Here is a 19,169-nt window from a genome sequence, read left to right on the forward strand (position 1 = left end):
CGATTGTTTGAGTTGTTTTTATAATATCCCAAATTACGTAATATTTTTTTATAAATTGAAAAAGTTTTGTCTGGCAATGGCTATTGCTTCTTCACTCCTTGCTCCGACTTCCGGTCTGGGCAAGGAGCTAACACTTAAAATAGCGGTTACTTCTGATGTACATGGTAATTATTTCCCCTATAATTTTATCACTCGCTCTCCGGGTGATGGTTCTCTTGCCCGGGTCGCCACCCGCGTGAATGAACTGCGTGATTCTTTAGGGCGAGACAGGGTTATATTGCTCGACAATGGGGACATATTGCAGGGACAGCCTACGGCATACTATTATAATTTTATAAAGACAGATGCCCCGCATCTGACTGCCAGAATGTTGAAATGGCTTGATTATGATGCCGAGACAATAGGAAATCATGACGTGGAGACAGGTCATGCGGTATATGACCGTTATCGTAAGGATCTTGGCAGTTTGCCTCTGCTTGGTGCGAATGTGATTGATCGTACAACCGGCAAGCCATATCTTCAACCATACACAGTGTTGGATAAAAATGGCATCAGAATAGCGGTTCTTGGGCTTCTCACGCCTGCCATACCAGCATGGCTCCCGGAAACATTATGGGATGGACTGGAATTTGAGGATATGGTTGAGTCTGCAGGAAAGTGGGTCCCATATATAATGGAAAATGAGAAACCTGACTTGCTTATCGGCCTATTTCATTCAGGACGCGATTTTTCAAAAATGACAGGTGAATGGCGCGAAAATGCCTCTCTTCTTGTCGCAGAGCAAGTGCCCGGCTTCGATTTCATCTTTATGGGACATGATCATACATTATTTAATTCCACGGCGAATGACAAGGTTGATTCTTCTGCTGTAATCCTTAACCCTGCTAACAATGCAAATCATCTTGCTGAAGGAAATGTGACTTTCATACTTGATGATAATGGGAAAGTGATCGGGAAAAAACTAAGCGGTCAGCTTACGTCGCTTGACGATATCGTGCCGAATTCTGCTTTTATGGCGATGTTTGATTCAGAGAAAAATGAGATTCTTGATTTTGTGAATAGAAAAATCGGAACATCTGAAGGCGATTTCTCTGTACGCGATGCCTACTTTGGTCCTTCAGCGTTCATGCAACTTTTACACGATTTACAGTTAACGATTTCAGGTGCTGAAATTTCACTTGCAGCTCCTTTGTCGTTTGATGCCATAATCAGGAAAGGTGATTTGCACATGAGTGACATGTTTACTCTTTACAAATACGAAAACATGCTCTACACATTGGAAATGACCGGACGTGAGCTGAAGGATTATCTTGAGATGAGCTATTCGCTGTGGACCGATGTTATGAATTCGCAGGATGATAATCTTCTTCTGTTTTCAGGATTGCGTACAGCTGCTAAGGGCGATTATGCGAAACTTCTCAATCCTTCATATAACTTTGACTCTGCTGCCGGAATTAATTACAAGGTGGATGTGACCAAGCCGCAGGGTGAAAAAATTACAATTACTTCGATGTCCGATGGGACACCGTTTGATTTTGATAAAATTTATAGGGTCGCAGTAAATTCTTATCGTGGCAATGGCGGTGGAGACCTGCTAACCAAAGGGGCAGGCATACCCCACGATGAACTGAAATCTCGTGTGGTTTCATCGACTGATAAGGATTTGAGATTCTATCTGATCAAAGAGATTGAGAAAAGAGGCAAAATATCTCCTGAAGTCGTATCAAATTGGAAGTTCATTCCTGAAGATTTTGTAAAAGATGCTGTAAGAAGAGACCGAAAGACTCTTTTTGGTGATTAATTATTTAAAAAGACTCCGCATAGATTTGTTTTTATATCTTATGTGGAGTCTTTTTTATATCAAAAACATCAAATCGAGTCGATGATTCTGAAGGCCGGATCGCGACCTACAAGTATTCTTTCCGGGTAATGGACATCGCTGTTGACCGCGAAAGTCACACCTGCGTTATGGAGCCTTCGGATTGTAGAAGCCGACGGGAAAAGCCTTGGCTTGTATGTGCCGATTGTCTTCTCGTCACTGCCGACAGGGGCTTCCCATGCTTTGGTGTTGACTTCAACGACTACATTGCTCGCCACAATGGCTTCGATTGTGTCATCAAGATGTTTCTTATACCAAGATTCTTCTTCTATACCGGGATGATATGCCGAGGCGTTCAGCCCGATTTTATCAAAATGCCCAATCATATCAAAGCCTCCAAGCAAAATCATGTTGATTGTCCGTTCATAGAATGTATCGACGACATATTTTATATCATCGTGAAAATATCTGTGCATCTTTTCTATGAAATTTTTCGAACTGCCATCTACATCTACCAGCAAGCCGTCCTGTGTAGGTATAAAATGTATTGAGCTTAATCGATAGTCAAGAGGCAGTTCAGAAAAATATTTGTTGGCAGCGTTCCAGCAATCCCCGAGATAATCAATTTCCATGGACATGTAAAGTTCGATTTTCCCTTTATGCTCTTCTTTCAATCGAAGGAATTCGCAAATATAGTCATCGACATCTTCCTTTTTCATATTGCATGGCGATTCAATAGGAATAGGGGAATGGGGTGTGAAACCGAGATGTTTTATTCCGGTTTCAATTGCTGCATCGACAAAGCGCGCCATATCGGCGCGCCCGTCACAAAATTGAGTATGGGAATGAAGATTATAAGCTCTCGTCGAGCCTACGATGTCTTTGATATTCACAGTTCAGTTGATTTGTTGACAGTGTCTTGATGAATTTCCTACTTGTTTGACGCAGGAGGATTGGCTATGTTCTGCCGCATATTTGTGTCTGATTCGATATTTTTCATGCGATAGTAGTCCATGATTCCAAGATTCCCTGAAAGGAATGCCTGTGCCATTGCCCGTGGAAGTTCAGCTTCGGCCTCAATAACCTTTGCACGGGCTTCCTGTGCTTTCGCTCTCATTTCCTGTTCGAGTGCAATCGCCATGGCTCTGCGTTCCTCTGCCTTTGCCTGAGCTATGCTCTTGTCGGCCTGAGCCTGATCTATCTGCAAGGCTGCGCCGATGTTTTTACCTATATCAATATCGGCGATGTCGATTGACAGGATTTCAAACGCCGTGCCGGAATCAAGTCCCTTGCGGAGGACGAGTTTTGATATATTGTCAGGGTTTTCAAGCACTTGCTTGTGGCTCTCGGAAGAACCGATAGACGATACGATGCCTTCACCTACACGGGCAAGCACTGTATCTTCGCCTGCCCCTCCGACAAGCTGACGGATGTTGGCTCTGACTGTCACACGGGCTATAGCGATAAGCTGAATACCATCTTTCGCCACGGCTGTCACATGGGGAGTTTCAATGACTTTTGGATTTACAGACATCTGGACTGCCTGAAACACATCGCGTCCAGCAAGGTCAATGGCAGTAGCCATTTTGAAACCGAGATCGATATTGGCCTTTGATGCCGAGACAAGTGCATGCACTACTTTCTCTACATTGCCTCCGGCGAGATAATGGGCTTCGAGGTCGTCACGGCTAACATCGTTCAGACCGGCCTTATGAGCTTCGATTAGAGCGCGAACGATAACCGATGCCGGAACTTTTCGTATACGCATCAGAAACAGTTGCATCAGTGAGATGCGCACTCCGCTGACTCTTGCCGAAATCCATAGAAAAAATGGCACGTAATAAAAGAAAATGCAGATAATGATTACAAGAGCAATCAATATCAGGATTAAGGTAATTTCCATGTTGGCTTATTTTTAGGTTAAGGATTTTATTTTTGTTCGAGTTTTACAACACGGTTCTTTAGTCTGAGCATCTCGGCTTTTTTTACTTCAAGATCTTTTTCAAGTGATAGAATTCTGTTTCCGGCAGATTTATCACGTCTTGCATAAGCCTGACGCAGTTTTACAAGATCCGCTTTCATCTTTTCGTATGAGTCCTTTGCACTAAGATATTCTTTCATGGCCATTGCCGCACGGTTATTCGACAGCTGGTTCATGGAAGTAATTATCCTGCCGCCAGGAAGTCCGAATACGAAGTTTGTTGAACCGTTATCCCCTTTATCTTTTGATATGGAGGCTATGCGTGCTCTGATATCGTCATAATCGGTATTGTCGTCTTGTGTCATGGCTATGGATTTGACCATCGCATAGTCAGTAAGATTGGGCGTATCGGTCGGATAGTTCACTCGAAGTTCCTGAGGAATGAACGTGTAGATGGTCACCGAATCTTTCAGCTGGTTTCTGTCAGTAGCCCACCAGCCTAATTTATTCTCCTCGTCAATTGCATAAAGATAATCGTTGTAAGGGGAGTTATAAGGCATGCCGATGTTTGATGGCTGTAGAAATCCATCATTGTCCCGACGAGAAATAAATATGTCGAGTTCTCCGAGTGAGTTATCTCCATCTGCTGCAAAGTATAGGGTCACACCGTCAGACATAAGAAATGGATAAGAAACCCATGAGCCGTTGTTGTCGCCGAATATCCCGGCGTAGTCAAACAGAGCAACCGGCTTATCCCAGCTTCCGTCTGTCAGCCGGCTTGATTCAAACATTTTTGAATTGCCGTTTTCTGCAGAGCCATACCATATCATATCGTCACCGGTTTCAGTGGTGAACACAGGACTCCAGAGACTTACGATGCCTGATTGTTTGAGTGTCTCGGCCTTTACGACTTTTTCTATTTCCATTTCATCGCCGAAGCTTCCCGCGCTCTTTGCAAGTTTGAAAAACTTGTAGAAACTTTCGGCCGGAACGTTTATGCTGTCAACGATTTCGATTTTTTCGACACGGTCAAGCATCGAACGTCCAAGGTCTATACGCTTACGGAGGTCGTCAGTCCAGTCTGCCGTCTCGCTGCCGTCGCCATATGAAAATTTATTATCTCTTGATTCTTCGGCCTTGCTACGCTTTTCAAGATATTTGTCAAGATATTCGTCAGCTTTATCATATTCGTATAGATAAAAGTAACATTCAGCCGCACCAAGATTGCCTGAATTGTCTGCCTTCAAATAGTAGCTGATGGCATCCTTGAACTGTCCGGCATCTTTGAGCGCATCTCCGGCATTGCGATTGAGAGTCCTGTTTTTAGGTGATTCGCGGGCGAGGCTGACTGCTTTTGAGACTTCGGCCGGAGTGATGGCCATTGCTCCCAATACTGTCGTACAGGCTATGCAAGAGAGAATTATATGTCGAAATGATATGTCCATTCTTGATCGTGAATAAGTTATCTTTGTTTTCTGAGTTCCGCGTCCATTGCTGCTGCAGCCCTGCGTCCGTCGCCCATAGCGAGAATCACCGTCGCGCCACCACGGACAATGTCTCCTCCGGCGTAAATGTCGTAGATCGAAGATTGCATACTATCTTCATTGACTACGATTGTTCCGCGACGTGAGACCTCAAGTTGAGGAATTGCATTAGGAATAAGCGGGTTAGGGGAGACACCTACGCTGACAATAACGAGGTCGACTTCGATTTCTTCAACGGCTCCTTCAACTGGCACGGGCGATCTGCGGCCTGAAGCATCAGGTTCTCCAAGTTCCATCCGCTGAACACGCATGGCTTTGACACGGCCTTTTTCATCGGCGATATATTCGATTGGATTGCATAGCGTCATAAATTCAACGCCTTCTTCTTGCGCATGGTGCACTTCTTCGACGCGTGCAGGCATTTCTTCGAGGCTGCGGCGATAAACGATCATTGCTTTCTGCGAGCCTTGACGCAGCGCTGTACGAACAGAGTCCATAGCCGTATTTCCTCCTCCAATAACGGCGACACGGTTGCCTTTGAGAACCGGCGTGTCTTCGCCGGGACGGCCTGCACCCATCAGATTGATGCGTGTGAGGTATTCATTGGCCGACATGATTCCGATATAATTTTCACCGGGAATACCCATGAAGCGGGGAAGGCCCGCACCTGAGGCAACAAAGATGCCGTCGTAGCCCAATTCATGGAGCTGCTCGTATGAAATAGTTTTACCAATTATGCAGTCTTTGACAAAATTAACGCCTTCGGCACGGAGTCCGTCTATCTCAGCTTCAACAACAATGTTTGGTAGACGGAATTCGGGTATGCCGTACTTAAGCACACCTCCGATTTCGTGAAGCGCTTCGTAGACCGTGACGTTGTAACCTTTTTTTATCATGTCGCCTGCGAATGAAAGGCCGGCAGGTCCGGAACCGACAACCGCAATGTCCATTCCGTTTTTTTCAGTCGCAGAAGGCCGTAGTTCAATATTGTTTGCCTTTATATTCTCACGTTCAAAATCAGCGGCAAAGCGTTCAAGATAACCGATAGCGACGGGCTGTTTCTTCATCTTATTGTAGATACAACGTGATTCACATTGCTTTTCCTGTGGACATACACGTCCGCAGACAGCAGGAAGTGCACTTGTATGTTTGAGGATTTTGGCAGCGGTCAGAATTTCACCGCGTTCGATATTCTTGATGAATGACGGGATATTGATTGATACCGGGCAGCCTTGAATACACTGGGGGTCGGGGCAATCAAGGCAGCGCGAGGCTTCAAGCACTGCCTGTCCTTGAGATAGACCTTGATTGACTTCATGATTTGATTTCACCCGGAAGTCAGCCGGGAGCTGTGGCATGACGACACGCGGAATTGATGTGCGCTCTTTTGCCGTTAAAGCTGTGCGGAGTTCTTCGCGCCATACAGCATCGCGTGATATATCTGTATTCATTTCTGAAAAAATATAATATGCTTGTGATTAGTGAAATAGTATCTAACGTAGTTGTCAATTGTATGCTCTAAGCCGCATTATCATTTCATCGAAATCTACTTTGTGAGCGTCGAATTCAGGACCGTCGATACATACAAATTTTGTCTTTCCATCAACAGTCACACGGCATGCCCCACACATTCCTGTTCCATCAACCATTATAGTGTTGAGCGATACCATTGTGGGAATATCATATTTCTTTGTGGTCAGAGACACGAACTTCATCATCACGGCCGGCCCGATAGCTACGACAAGATCCACTTTCTCTCTATTTATGACCGATTCGACACCTGCCGTCACCAGCCCTTTTTGTCCCTTTGAGCCGTCATCAGTCATGATAATTACTTCATCGCTGTATTCAGATACTTCTTTTTCGAGAATAATCAGATCAGATGTGCGGGCTGCAAGTATAGATACCACTCGATTGCCGGCTTCTTTCATAGCTTTTATTATCGGTAGAAGCGGCGCTACACCGACTCCGCCGCCACAGCATACGACTGTGCCGACATTCTCGATATGTGTTGCCTGTCCGAGAGGGCCTACAATGTCCGTAAAGCAATCTCCGATTTCCAGTGCACATATTTTACGTGTGCTCTCGCCTATAGCCTGAACCACCAAAGTGATAGTGCCTTTTACGGTATCAGCAGCCGATATTGTAAGAGGTATCCTTTCGCCTCCTTCGCCAGTGCGCACGATTACAAAATGGCCCGGACGGCGCGATTGGGCTATCATCGGGGCTTCAACGATAAGCTTTACTACATTTTCAGAGAAATGTTCTTTCTCTACTATCTTATACATTGACATAGTAAAATGGATGAGTAAAATGGTGGTCTATATGGTTGACAATCTATTTTCGATATGTTATATTGCGTATCTGGATGATCTCAGAGTCCATTGACTGTAACTTTTCGACGCGTTTTGTCCAGTTCCCGTAATCATCAAACTTCAGGTAAGTGTATTTTAACGCCTCGTCTTGATCAACACTATCGTAATCACGCTCCTTAAGAAGACCATTGTGGTCATAGCGGTAATTCTGTGTCCAGATTTCGTCTGCCGACATTGATTTTACTTTTGACACACGTCCGGCTCTGTCATATGTCAGGTGCATTTCAATCGTCGTAAAGGCTTCTTCATTGTCTTCGTATGCGTCCTCGACAATAATCGAAATCATACGGCCAAAGCCGTCGCGTTTGCAATCAATATCACCTCCGTCCATCTCGACAAGAAAGCCTTGTTCGTCAAAACAAAATTCATTTTGCCATTCGAGGCCGGCATCGTTCATTATGATACATACCGAATCGACCGGGCCTTTCAGACAGAACATGTCAAGGTCATTCGCATGAGCGAAAATGCCAAAGACAGAGGCTATTAAAAAAATAATTACTTTCATTTTGTCACTATATCAGACATTAGCTTGTTTCTTAACTTACAAAGTTAATATTTATATCTTAAACAAACGCTAAAATTTGCTAAAAATTAGCCTTGTGGCCAAAGAATTACTACATTTGCAGCAATGGAAACCGGTACAACTGAAATAAGTAAACTTAAAGAATTGAGCGATGCACCGATAGGGAGGCTTTTATGGAAATACAGTCTTCCTGCAGTCGTGGGTATGCTCGTTATGTCGCTTTATAACGTCATAGATCGTATATTTATAGGTCAGTGGGTCGGTCCGGATGCTATAGCCGGACTTGCGATAACATTTCCTGTCATGAATTTGTCGGCTGCCTTCGGTGTCCTTATCGGTGCGGGAGGATCGGCACGCATTTCGATACTTTTCGGTTCGCGTGATTATAAAGGAGCAAGCACGGTGCTCGGAAATGCACTTGTTATACTGTCTGTCATAATCTGTTGCTACCTCACATTGTACGCCATATTCATCGACGACATTCTTATTGCTTTTGGCGCAAGTGAGGTTACTCTTCCTTATGCCCGCGATTTCATGTTATACATACTCCCGGGTATGTTTATGACCAACTTCTCCTTCACCTTTAATAATTTTATGCGTGCGTCGGGCTATCCGGTGCGTGCGATGGTGACAATGTTTATCGGGGCGTTGTGCAATCTGGCGCTTGCGCCGTTTTTCATCTATTATCTTGAGTGGGGTATAAAAGGTGCAGCCATAGCAACAGATATATCAATGACGCTTTCTGCATTTTTTGTGTTGTCTCATTTTTTTTCATCAAAAAGCACATTGCATTTCAAGACTGAAAAAGAAATGTATCGGGTTCGTTTGCGTGTTATCCTCCCGGTGCTGTCGATTGGAGCTGCTCCGTCGATGGTAAATGCAGCCGCATGCTTTATTAATGTCATTATAAATAAATCTCTATATGTTCACGGTGGAGACACTGCTGTGGCGGCCGCTGGAATTTTTACGACTTATACTTCTCTCATGACTATGGTCGTGGTCGGCATCTGCCAGGGAATGCAACCGATTGTGGGCTATAATTATGGCGCAGGGAAGATACATCGTCTCCGCCGTGCTTACTGGCTTGCCGTTGGGGTCTCGACCTGTATAGTTTCCATCGGCCAGCTTGCAGGTCTGACAATTCCGGAGCAGATTGGGCGTGCATTTACGACGGATGCCGGTTTGATATCAGAAACAGCGCGATGCCTACACATATCACTGCTCGCATTCACTGTTGTAGGTTTTCAGGTTGTTTCTACCACTTTGTTCCAATCTATCGGTAAGGCATCTGCATCCATATTCCTCTCTCTGGCGCGTCAGGTACTTTTCCTGATACCTCTTCTGCTGATTCTTCCCCCTGAATTCGGACTTGATGGCGTATGGGCTGCATTTCCGACTTCAGATCTTATAGCCACTGCTGTCACATGCTTAATGGTGGCATATCAGTTCGCGCAATTCCGTAAGCGCGAAAAAGAACTTTCGGTTGCCTGACCATGCCGGCGGTTATTGTGGCTGCCGGCATGGTCGTCGTAATAATTTTTGATTCATGTGTCAGCATTAAAAAACAAAAAATGTCATGGCTTGTTACAAATTATATAATAAGTCACGTCAATTATTTGTTTACTTATGCACCAACAGTTTCAATTAAGCGAATCCCGGCAGAAAGTGATGCGGACAATGCACTTCGGCGTCATCATCCTTTCGATGCTTATGATTACGCTTATTACTCTTGATACGCTCCGCAATGTGTCGTTTCTTGCCGACAGTACATATCTGCGTGTGCAGTTTTGGTGTTGTCTTTTCTTTATTGCAGATGTATTTATCGAGATGAGCTTTGCCCCAAAGCGATGGCTGTATTTCAGAAATCATGCCTTGTTTCTGCTCATATCTATTCCTTATCTGAATATAATCCATCATTTTGACATACATGTAGACGGTCACGTGCAATATATATTACGATTCGTGCCGATGATACGGACGGCTTATGTATTTACGATTGTAACAGGGGTGACCGCTTCGGTCAGATGGGCTAAAAACATGCTGATTACGTATATGATAGTCCTTATCGTGGCTGTGTATTTTTGCTCACTCACATTTTTTGTATCCGAACACGAGGTCAATCCGTCAGTCCCTGACTACTGGTCATCGCTTCTATGGTCGATAATGAGTCTTACGACTGCCGGATGTTCAATACATGCCATGACGGTTACAGGCCGTGTACTCGGAGTGGTGTTGTCGGCTGTGGGGCTGATTTTCTTCCCGATTTTTACGGTTTTTCTTACCGATAGTTATGCCAATCAGTCAAATTCAGATGACAATGATGCACATTCCACATCAATGTCATCAGGAAATATATCGGCTGGAGCCTCTTCAGAGGCTCCTAAAACTGTTGCCAATAACAAATCCCGCAATCAGGCCGAATGAAAATTTTGTGGCATTCCCTAAAATTCGTATCTTTGTCGACGCTAAATAAAACTAAAAAACATTAATCGACAATCATGCTCAAAACAGTCCTTTCAATATCAGGCCGTCCCGGTCTCTACCGTTTGGTCAACCGTGGTAAGAATATGCTTATCGTTGAGTCGATCTCGACTAAAAAACGCACTCCGGCCTATGCTCACGACAAGGTTATTTCTCTTGGCGACATCTCAATCTACACTGAAACTGACGATGTGCCTCTGACTGATGTGCTTGAGGCAGTCAAGGAAAAGAACGGTGGTCAGCCGGTAGACATCAAAGCTATTGGTGACGATGTGGCCGTGCGTGAGTACTTCGCAGAGATTCTCCCGGATTTTGATCGTGAAAGAGTTTACACGTCAGACATCAAGAAGCTCCTCACTTGGTATAATCTTCTTCTTGAAGGCGGCATCACTGAGTTTGCCGATAAGGAAGCATCTGCACCTGAAGTGGAATCAGCCCCCGAAAGCGAGGAGAAGTGAGAAACAACAGACTTTTTACCGCCAAGGACAGTGTGGTCGAGTTGATAGAACATGACTACAACGTCCTCACTGTCCTTAGCCGTTTTTCTCTTCCATTGGGATTTGGCCAGAAATCCATCGGAGAGCTCTGCGATGAGTCTGGCATTCATACTGATGCGTTCTTGCTGATAATCAATTTTCTTCTCACAGGAGAAATAGATTCTGCTTCAATTATGAAAGTCAGCCCGGCCGATGTGGTTTATTTCCTCCATAACTCCCATGATTACTATCTCTCCTATAAACTTCCGCACATAAGGGTCAATCTGATTTCGGCTCTTGATGACAGTCACGGCGACATAAATCCTATTATTGTCAAGTTTTTTGATGATTATACCGAGCTTGTGCGTCAGCATTTCAATTATGAAGAAAATGTCGTGTTCCCATATGTGCGAAAACTATCCGAGCATGTCGATTCGGATTACAGCATAGATGTGTTCAGACGTCATCATGATGATGAGATTGAAGAGAAACTTTCTGAACTGAAAAACATCATATTGCGTTATTATTCCACCTCTATGCCATTCAGGATGTATGACGCTTTGGCTGACATATATAATTGTGAGGAAGATTTAAAGTCGCATTCACGAATCGAAAACGATATATTGGTGCCAATGATTTCAAAAATCGAAGGCCGTAACTAAGCTTGATAGTCAACATTGCCTATGCGTCACATCTCAATAGCTCTCATGATGCCTTCGGCCATATTGGCTTCGGGTCTGACATCTGTCATCAGACGGTTGTCGGATATCCAATGTTCTATCACCGAGATTAGTGGCGAAAATTATTTTGAAGATATTTCGAGGCTTCACCCATCAATCCTTATGGTTGATCCGGTGAATTGTGCGCTACAGTGGGACGCGCTTAAAAGCTCATCATCTTCACCGGTCAAGATTATTGCGGTGCTTGTCCAGCAGATGCCAAAGGAGAGCCTGAAATGGTTTGACGACACTATTTCCATCTATGATTCGGCTTCGGTTGTTATGGAGACAGTCAGGCGTAATGTAATGACAGATGAAAGTGATGACAGGGGGAAGGATCTCAGTCCGCGAGAAAAAGAGGTGATTGTCGGTATTGTCAAGGGACTTTCAAATAAAGAAATCGCATCAGAAATGAACGTCTCGGTCAATACGGTAATGACTCATCGACGCAACATCGCAGCGAAACTTCATATCCACACCCCGGCGGGTCTTACAATATATGCAATTGTTTCAAATCTTGTCAAGCTCGAAGATATAAAATCGGATATGGGAAGACTATAGCTTTGTCGGCCAATGCTATTTTACTGCGGATTTCGGTCAGATGTATTATCTGTACCGGATATGATGTCTGGAAGGATTTGATTAGGAGATTTAATGTGCGAGTGCCTTGAAAAATTCGTCTCTTAAAGCCGGTGATTCATCAAATATTCCAGAGGTTTCGATTGTCGTGGTCGCCGAATTTTGTTTTTCGACACCTCGCATCTTCATACATAAGTGATCACCTGTGCAAACGACGATTACTCCTTTGGCATTCAATTTTTCCATTATCAGATTGCAGATCTGTGCGGTCAGCCGCTCCTGAACCTGCAATCGACGGGCATAAAAATCAACCAAGCGAGCCAATTTGCTGAGTCCGATTGTCTTTCCGTTCGGGATATATCCGATGGATACTTTGCCAAAAAACGGCAATATATGGTGTTCGCATAAAGAATAGAATTCTATATCCTTGACCAATACCATTTTTGACCCCTCATGTGTAAATATGGCCTCGTTTATTATCTCGTCGGCATCCTGACGATATCCGCGTGTCACATAGGCCATTGCTTTAGCCGCGCGCATTGGAGTCTTGAGCAACCCTTCACGTGTGATATCTTCGCCAAGAAGACGGATGATGGCTTCGTAATGCCCTGCGATTTCTTTTATGGTCTCTTCGCTTAACTCTCTCACTTTGTTCCTGTTTTTTGTTGTGCTGATAGTGTGCGTAGGTGTTTGCTGTCAGGAGGATTATTCATGTATGTTTACACGGTCGCGCACCACACGTATTTCTTTGCTATACGACGGGAATGCTTTGCGCAGTTCATCGGCAGCTGCATTTGCCTCTTTCTGTGTTTTGAAGTCTCCGACTTTCAGTCGCCAATAGGGAGACGTGTACATTACATAAGTCTGATAGTTTGGAAAACGGGAGGATATCACGCGCTGTTTCGAACGAGCTTCGTTTTTGGCCGTGCGGGCATTGTTGTCGCTGAACACCTGAACTCTGTAGCCGGCCATTCGTCCGTTGACAGGCCGTGTGGTCTGGTCTTCTTTCTCACGATCTTTTGTTTCGTCTTCAACAGGAGTGGTTACTGGCAGCAGTCGTTTTAGTAATTTTTCAGGTTGATTGATAGCGTTGGAGTTGCCACTGGTGATATGGTCGACGATTGTCACGACTTCGGTTTCTGCCTTGATTGGCGAGGCAGAAGCAAGAAGCATCAAGGTGAAGGCTATTGATTTCATAAAAGTAGCAAGAGGGGAATCGGATAGTCGATGTTTTTGAACTGCATGATTTTTAATTCCATGCGGACATAACGCATGATGATTTCATGAATGATGGCTTGTCCGCATGGAATTCTATTATGAAGCCGTTTGCTTATTTATTACGGCAATGGCATTTTTATCTTAATCCGCTTTTAGAATGCGTTTACGATGCCCATGAACGATGCTGCTTCAAGGGCTGCACCGCCGATAAGGCCACCGTCAACGTCGGGTTTTGCAAATAGCTGTGCTGCGTTTGAGGGCTTGCAGCTTCCGCCGTAAAGGATAGAAGTGTTATCGGCAACTTCTGCGCCATATTTGTCAGCAATGGTCTTGCGGATAAAGGCGTGGATTTCCTGAGCTTGATCATCTGTAGCGGTCTTGCCTGTGCCGATAGCCCATACAGGTTCATAAGCGATGACGATTTTGCCGAATTCTTCCGCGTCGAGGTTGAAGAGTCCTTCTTCAAGCTGGGCCTTTACGACTTCGAAATAGCTGCCGTCTTCACGCTGCTCAAGCACTTCGCCAATGCAGAAGATAGGGGTGAGATTGTTGTCAAGAGCGAGGCGCACTTTTTCGCGTAGAGTCTCGGAGGTCTCGCCGTAATACTGACGACGCTCAGAGTGTCCAAGAATTACATAGGTGGCACCTGTTGATGCAACCATTGGTGCTGAAACTTCGCCGGTGTAAGCTCCGGAGCGGTGGTCAGCACAGTTCTCAGCGCCAAGACCAAGTTTGTTCTTGTCAATTACATTGTTGATTGAAGCAAGGTGTGTGAAAGGTACACAGATTACCACGTCACACTTGGGAGCTTCGCCGGCGAGAGCTGCGTTTACTTCCTCTGCGAGTTTAATGCCTTCGGGCAGCGTGGTGTTCATCTTCCAGTTGCCTGCTACGATATTCTTTCTCATTTTTACCTTAATTAAATGTGGTTATGAAAATTCGTGGACAAAATTAGCTATTTCCTCTGAATTATTCAACCTGATTTCATCTTAATTAAAACTTAAATTCGGTGAATATGCTTAACCCTGTTTTTATTGGAGCTGATTTTTTTGTTTTGATTCTGCTAAGATGCGGGGGTTCGTGCTTTTTTTATCATATGCTGCGTCGAGATGACTTCAAGTCCATCCGGGGAATGATTATGAAAAATGCATGGAAGTCCCCTTTATTTAGCCATTTTGATCCGAGGGCTGCGGTTACTTGGAAAAAAATCGTTAAATTTGCAAATGAAAAAGCAGTACTAATCAATCATATTTCATTTTTTTACATTTATCCCGATGGCAAAAATAGGAAGTAAATGGACCGGAAGCGGCCGCAAGGCTATGCTCTTAGGCAGTGGCGAATTAGGAAAGGAAGTGGCTATCGAATTGCAGCGTATGGGAATCGAGGTCGTTGCATGCGATAAGTATCCGAATGCACCCGCGATGCACATCGCTGACAGTAGCCGCGTATTCAGCATGCTTGACGCAGAGGCTCTGCGCAATGCAATCATGGAGGAGAAACCAGACCATATAATACCTGAAGTCGAGGCGATTGCGACACCCGTCCTCGTCGACCTTGAAGAAAACGGCTATAATGTCACCCCTACAGCGAAGGCTGCTCTACTGACAATGAACCGTGAAGGCATCCGTCGTCTTGCGGCAGAAGGATTAGGTGTCGCAACATCGCCATATCGCTTTGCGTCGGATTTCGATGAATTCAAGAAGGCTATTGATGCTGTGGGAATTCCTTGCGTAGTAAAACCTATAATGTCGTCAAGCGGTCACGGACAGAGTGTGGTCAAATCTGATGAAGATATAGAAAAGGCTTGGAAAATAGCCCAGGAAGGCGGCCGCGCGGGTGCCGGACGAGTAATCGTTGAAGGCTTTGTTAAATTTGATTACGAGATTACCCTTCTGACAGTGCGCTCGGTTGCGGGAACATCGTTCTGTGAGCCGATAGGGCATATTCAAGTTGACGGTGACTACAGATATTCTTGGCAGCCGCAATCCATGACTCCCGAAGCTAAGGCGAAGGCTCAGGAAATAGCCCGCAAGGTGACTGATGCTCTTGGAGGATATGGAATTTTTGGCGTTGAGCTGTTCATAAAGGGCGATGATGTGATTTTCAGCGAAGTTTCTCCTCGCCCCCATGACACAGGCATGGTTACCATGATTTCGCAGGAACTGAGCGAATTCGCTTTGCATGCCCGAGCTCTTGCCGGACTTCCCGTACCTGAGATCCGTTTCTATGGGCCGTCGGCATCGCGAGCTGTTGTCGTTGAAGGTGACAGTAATGAAATCGTGATGGATTGTCTTGAAAAGGTTCTTGAAGAACCCGGAGTCCAGATGCGCATTTTTGGCAAACCGGAAATAAAAGGACATCGTCGTATGGCTGTGATTCTTGCTACGGCTGATTCTGTGGAAGAAGCTCGCGCCAAGGCTGACCGTGCATATGACAAACTGAAGGTGGAAGTGCTTTAAGCACTTCCTCTCTTCTTGCCGTTTTCCGCAATAGCTCAAAAGCCTTGAATCAATCCCTCAATTCATCTGCTGCAAAAAGTAATTATATACAATCTATTAGGTAAGATAAGTATTAACACATATCCGTTATCAACCATAAAATGCACAGATATATCTCTCTTTTCATATCGATAATGTCGGCATTGCTCTTTGTGAATCCGGCAAGTTCAAAAAATGTAATCGGGGCGGAAGATGTGAAGTCGATACTCAATCGCCTTGACAGCGAACTTGACCGTCGCGATATTTATTTGAATATGCGCCACGCGTCAATTGATTCCCTAAAGGCAATTGTGGCCGGTAAAAACATATCGGCAGAGGAACGGCTTGAATGCCTGTTGCAACTCGGCGACAGCTACAATGTGCTAAACACAGATTCAGCCTTGACTTTCTATGCTAAAGGATATGACTTGTCTTTGTCCTTGGGACTCGATTCTGTAAGTACGCGATTCAAGCTACGGACCGCTACGTATCTCCCTTTGCTTGCATTCATAACAGAAGCGGCTGACCGCTTCAATGCCATAGATCGGGAAAGTCTTCCCGATGGACTGATGCTTGAATATTATGACGCCGCCCGTCAGATGTATTCATATATAGCATCGTATTACATCAATTATCCGGAAATATATGATCCATATATGAAAAAGTCGCAGGACGCACAGGCCAAGCTGCTTCCGCTTCTTGAGGATGGTTCGCCACGGTTTTTGCTGAACCAAGGCGAATATTTCTTTTATCATCAGCAGTATTCAAAGGCCAAGGCGGTTTTGCTCCTATTACTTGACCGCATCCCGGAAGAAGACAATTTATACGCCCGCGCCTGTCATCTTCTTGCTGATATTGCAAAGGCAAGGGGCGAACATAATGCCTATGTCTATTATCTTGCATTGTCCGCAATTGCCGATACCCGTGGCGCAACGCTTGAAGTTTCGTCTCTACAGGAGCTCGGGCGCATAATGTATCTGCATGGAGACGTGAGGCATGCGTATGACTATCTTTCCGCTGCATTGTCAGAGGCCGTTGAATGCAATGCACCGTTACGCATTATCCAGTCATCAAATATTTTCCCTATTATAGAGAGTGCCCATAAGGCTGAACTTAGAAAATCAACAGTCAGAATCTATATTGTTATGCCTATCATGGCTGTGCTGCTTGCTGTTTTAGCCATAACACTTTATGTATTGCACAGAAAGAACAGGTTGATGAACAGGATGGCCGTCAAGCTTGAGGAAGCCAATAACACAAAAGATGTTTACATCTCGCAGTTCCTAAATTTGTGTTCCATTTACATGGACAAGCTCAATCAATTTAATAAGATGGTTAATCGTAAAATAATAACCGGAAAGGTCGATGATCTTCTTAAGCTGACAAAGCAGGGCAAATTTATAGAAGAGCAGTCCAAGGAGTTTTATGATGTGTTTGATGATGCGTTCCTGCATATTTATCCAAGCTTTGTATCGGAGGTCAACAAACTTTTGCGAGAGGAAGAACGTATAATCCTCCGGGATGGTGAGAAACTTAATACCGACCTTCGCATTATTGCCTTTATGAGGCTCGGCATAGAGGAGAGTACGCGGATTGCGCAGATGCTTAATTATTCTGTATACACAATCTATACATACCGCAACAAGCTTAAGAATCGGGCAATCTCGCGAGACACATTTGAAGAAGATGTAATGAAGATAAAATCTATGGCATGAATGGTTCATTTGTTTCAAAATACCGTATCGTCTGATATAAAAATACGCAAAACCTTCTAAACAATATCTATATTTATGTGTTAATCTTGGATGCTTAACATGTTTGATGACAGAGTAATAGTATTATAGATGTGTTTATATTTCCTCAATTTCCGATTTTATACCTTGTGGAGGTGAAGAAATAGCTATAATTTTGCAATGAAAAGATGCTCGAAGCACAATCGATGCTTCGCTCTTTAATCAACTACGGTAATAACAAATTTGCATATTTTTAGTTTTAGGGTTAGTATAGATTGTTAGTATCTTAGCGTAAATTCATTAGTTATATGAGAAGAATTGCATAATAGTAAATGTGTTTTTATGTTAGGTTTGTAGAGTCTTATTGCTAAGACAACAATACGACTTCTCCGTGAGGAGAGGTCGTATTGTCGTTTATATGATTTGTCTCGAAAAAGCAGTGGAATTAGAGTTTGGATATGATGCGGATTTTTGTTAATTTCGCAGGTCAAAACATAAGTTTGCAATTCATTTCTGATATCAATATGTTTCAACCCTTTTCATTAAATATACGAGGAGAGTATCGCTCTTATTCCCGCCCATTGGTGATGGGGATTGTAAATGTCACTCCTGATTCGTTTTTTGACGGTTCTCGCGCGATGGATGAGAACGCTATTGCCGAAAGGGTTCTGCGGCAGGTGGCTGATGGCGCTGATATCATAGATGTGGGCGCATATTCATCGCGTCCGGGAGCGGCAGACGTTTCACCGGAAGAGGAGGTCGCACGTCTTAGGGTGGGAATGGATGTCTTGCGGTCGGTCGCACCCGAGGTACTCGTGTCGGTTGATACATTCCGTGCCTGCGTGGCCCGTAAAGCAATTGAAGAGCTGGGAGCTGATATTGTCAATGATATTTCGGGAGGAGATCTTGACCGTGATATGTTCAAGGCAGTTGCTGATATGCACTCACCCTACATATTGATGCACATGCGTGGCACTCCCTCCACCATGCAGACAATGACTGATTACAACGATGTCTGTGCTGATGTCATAGCCAATATGTCGCGCAAACTGCGGGAATTGAGGTTGCTTGGTGTGTCGGACGTGATAGTTGATCCCGGTTTTGGCTTCAGCAAGACAACGGAGCAGAATTTTGAAATTATGCGCAATCTTGATTGTTTCAACGCACTCGGGTGCCCTGTGCTTGTCGGTGTCTCACGCAAATCAATGATAACGCGAACTTTTAACATTACTCCGGCAGAGGCTCTTGCTCCGACTGTGGCCCTTAATACCATAGCACTTACACGCGGGGCTGCCATCTTGCGAGTCCACGATGTAAAGGAGGCCGCATATGCGGTGAAGCTATATGAAATGTCAACTCTCTAA

General features: G+C 44.5%; 18 protein-coding genes. 9 read left to right on the forward strand and 9 right to left on the reverse strand.

Features of this window, described 5'->3' with window-relative positions:
• Positions 1–55 precede the first annotated feature (55 nt).
• Entirely contained in the window at positions 56–1,801 is a 1,746-nt protein-coding gene (locus E7747_RS13115) for a bifunctional metallophosphatase/5'-nucleotidase (protein ID WP_228449169.1), read from the forward strand.
• A gap of 68 nt (positions 1,802–1,869) precedes the next feature.
• Here E7747_RS13115 and E7747_RS13120 read toward each other — a convergent pair whose 3' ends face one another.
• The 6 genes from E7747_RS13120 to E7747_RS13145 are packed head-to-tail and all read right to left on the reverse strand — an operon-like array spanning position 1,870 to position 8,104.
• Positions 1,870–2,712, reverse strand: coding sequence for a histidinol-phosphatase (locus E7747_RS13120; protein ID WP_136416440.1), 843 nt, complete (start codon positions 2,710–2,712; stop codon positions 1,870–1,872).
• A gap of 38 nt (positions 2,713–2,750) precedes the next feature.
• Positions 2,751–3,722, reverse strand: a complete 972-nt coding sequence (gene floA, locus E7747_RS13125; protein ID WP_123614740.1) for a flotillin-like protein FloA — start codon at positions 3,720–3,722, stop codon at positions 2,751–2,753.
• A 26-nt stretch (positions 3,723–3,748) separates the two neighbouring features.
• Positions 3,749–5,185, reverse strand: a complete 1,437-nt coding sequence (locus tag E7747_RS13130; protein ID WP_136416442.1) for a hypothetical protein — start codon at positions 5,183–5,185, stop codon at positions 3,749–3,751.
• A 17-nt stretch (positions 5,186–5,202) separates the two neighbouring features.
• Positions 5,203–6,675, reverse strand: a complete 1,473-nt coding sequence (gene gltA / locus E7747_RS13135) for an NADPH-dependent glutamate synthase (protein ID WP_136416443.1) — start codon at positions 6,673–6,675, stop codon at positions 5,203–5,205.
• 54 nt (positions 6,676–6,729) lie between these two features.
• Entirely contained in the window at positions 6,730–7,512 is a 783-nt protein-coding gene (locus E7747_RS13140; RefSeq protein WP_123614743.1) for a sulfide/dihydroorotate dehydrogenase-like FAD/NAD-binding protein, read from the reverse strand.
• Between the two features lie 49 nt (positions 7,513–7,561).
• On the reverse strand, positions 7,562–8,104 hold the full coding sequence (locus tag E7747_RS13145; protein WP_123614744.1) for an RHS repeat domain-containing protein: 543 nt from the start codon (positions 8,102–8,104) through the stop codon (positions 7,562–7,564).
• 123 nt (positions 8,105–8,227) lie between these two features.
• Here E7747_RS13145 and E7747_RS13150 point away from each other — a divergent pair, with 123 nt between their 5' ends.
• The 5 genes from E7747_RS13150 to E7747_RS13170 all read left to right on the forward strand — a co-directional run bounded on the left by E7747_RS13150 (position 8,228) and on the right by E7747_RS13170 (position 12,359).
• Positions 8,228–9,613 (forward strand): MATE family efflux transporter, encoded by a 1,386-nt coding sequence (locus tag E7747_RS13150; RefSeq protein ID WP_136416445.1) that lies wholly within the window; start codon positions 8,228–8,230, stop codon positions 9,611–9,613.
• A gap of 135 nt (positions 9,614–9,748) precedes the next feature.
• Complete coding sequence (locus E7747_RS13155; RefSeq protein WP_136416447.1) at positions 9,749–10,546, forward strand: ion channel; 798 nt, start codon at positions 9,749–9,751, stop codon at positions 10,544–10,546.
• Between the two features lie 74 nt (positions 10,547–10,620).
• On the forward strand, positions 10,621–11,061 hold the full coding sequence (locus E7747_RS13160) for a DUF5606 family protein (protein ID WP_136416449.1): 441 nt from the start codon (positions 10,621–10,623) through the stop codon (positions 11,059–11,061).
• Positions 11,058–11,741: a hemerythrin domain-containing protein gene (locus E7747_RS13165; protein WP_136416451.1), complete on the forward strand. Its 684-nt coding sequence runs from the start codon at positions 11,058–11,060 to the stop codon at positions 11,739–11,741. Before E7747_RS13160 ends, E7747_RS13165 begins: the two co-directional genes overlap by 4 nt.
• A 21-nt stretch (positions 11,742–11,762) precedes the next feature.
• Positions 11,763–12,359, forward strand: a complete 597-nt coding sequence (locus E7747_RS13170; protein ID WP_136416452.1) for a response regulator transcription factor — start codon at positions 11,763–11,765, stop codon at positions 12,357–12,359.
• Between the two features lie 90 nt (positions 12,360–12,449).
• Here the strand turns inward: E7747_RS13170 and folE are convergent, their stop codons facing one another.
• From folE to tpiA, 3 genes are all read right to left on the reverse strand, one after another.
• Positions 12,450–13,025, reverse strand: coding sequence for a GTP cyclohydrolase I FolE (gene folE / locus E7747_RS13175; protein WP_123614750.1), 576 nt, complete (start codon positions 13,023–13,025; stop codon positions 12,450–12,452).
• Between the two features lie 57 nt (positions 13,026–13,082).
• On the reverse strand, positions 13,083–13,574 hold the full coding sequence (locus E7747_RS13180) for an SPOR domain-containing protein (protein WP_123614751.1): 492 nt from the start codon (positions 13,572–13,574) through the stop codon (positions 13,083–13,085).
• 173 nt (positions 13,575–13,747) lie between these two features.
• Positions 13,748–14,503, reverse strand: a complete 756-nt coding sequence (tpiA, locus tag E7747_RS13185; RefSeq protein ID WP_123614752.1) for a triose-phosphate isomerase — start codon at positions 14,501–14,503, stop codon at positions 13,748–13,750.
• A 366-nt stretch (positions 14,504–14,869) separates the two neighbouring features.
• On the opposite strand from tpiA, the gene purT reads away from it, so the two are divergent.
• From purT to folP, 3 genes are all read left to right on the forward strand, one after another.
• On the forward strand, positions 14,870–16,054 hold the full coding sequence (gene purT, locus E7747_RS13190) for a formate-dependent phosphoribosylglycinamide formyltransferase (RefSeq protein WP_136416454.1): 1,185 nt from the start codon (positions 14,870–14,872) through the stop codon (positions 16,052–16,054).
• A gap of 140 nt (positions 16,055–16,194) precedes the next feature.
• Positions 16,195–17,787: a DUF6377 domain-containing protein gene (locus E7747_RS13195; protein ID WP_136416455.1), complete on the forward strand. Its 1,593-nt coding sequence runs from the start codon at positions 16,195–16,197 to the stop codon at positions 17,785–17,787.
• Between the two features lie 605 nt (positions 17,788–18,392).
• Positions 18,393–19,169 carry a dihydropteroate synthase gene (gene folP, locus E7747_RS13200; protein ID WP_262710045.1) on the forward strand — a complete coding sequence of 259 codons (777 nt, stop codon included), beginning with the start codon at positions 18,393–18,395 and terminating at the stop codon, positions 19,167–19,169.

This window comes from Duncaniella dubosii (assembly GCF_004803915.1).
In the GTDB taxonomy this organism is placed as follows: domain Bacteria; phylum Bacteroidota; class Bacteroidia; order Bacteroidales; family Muribaculaceae; genus Duncaniella; species Duncaniella dubosii.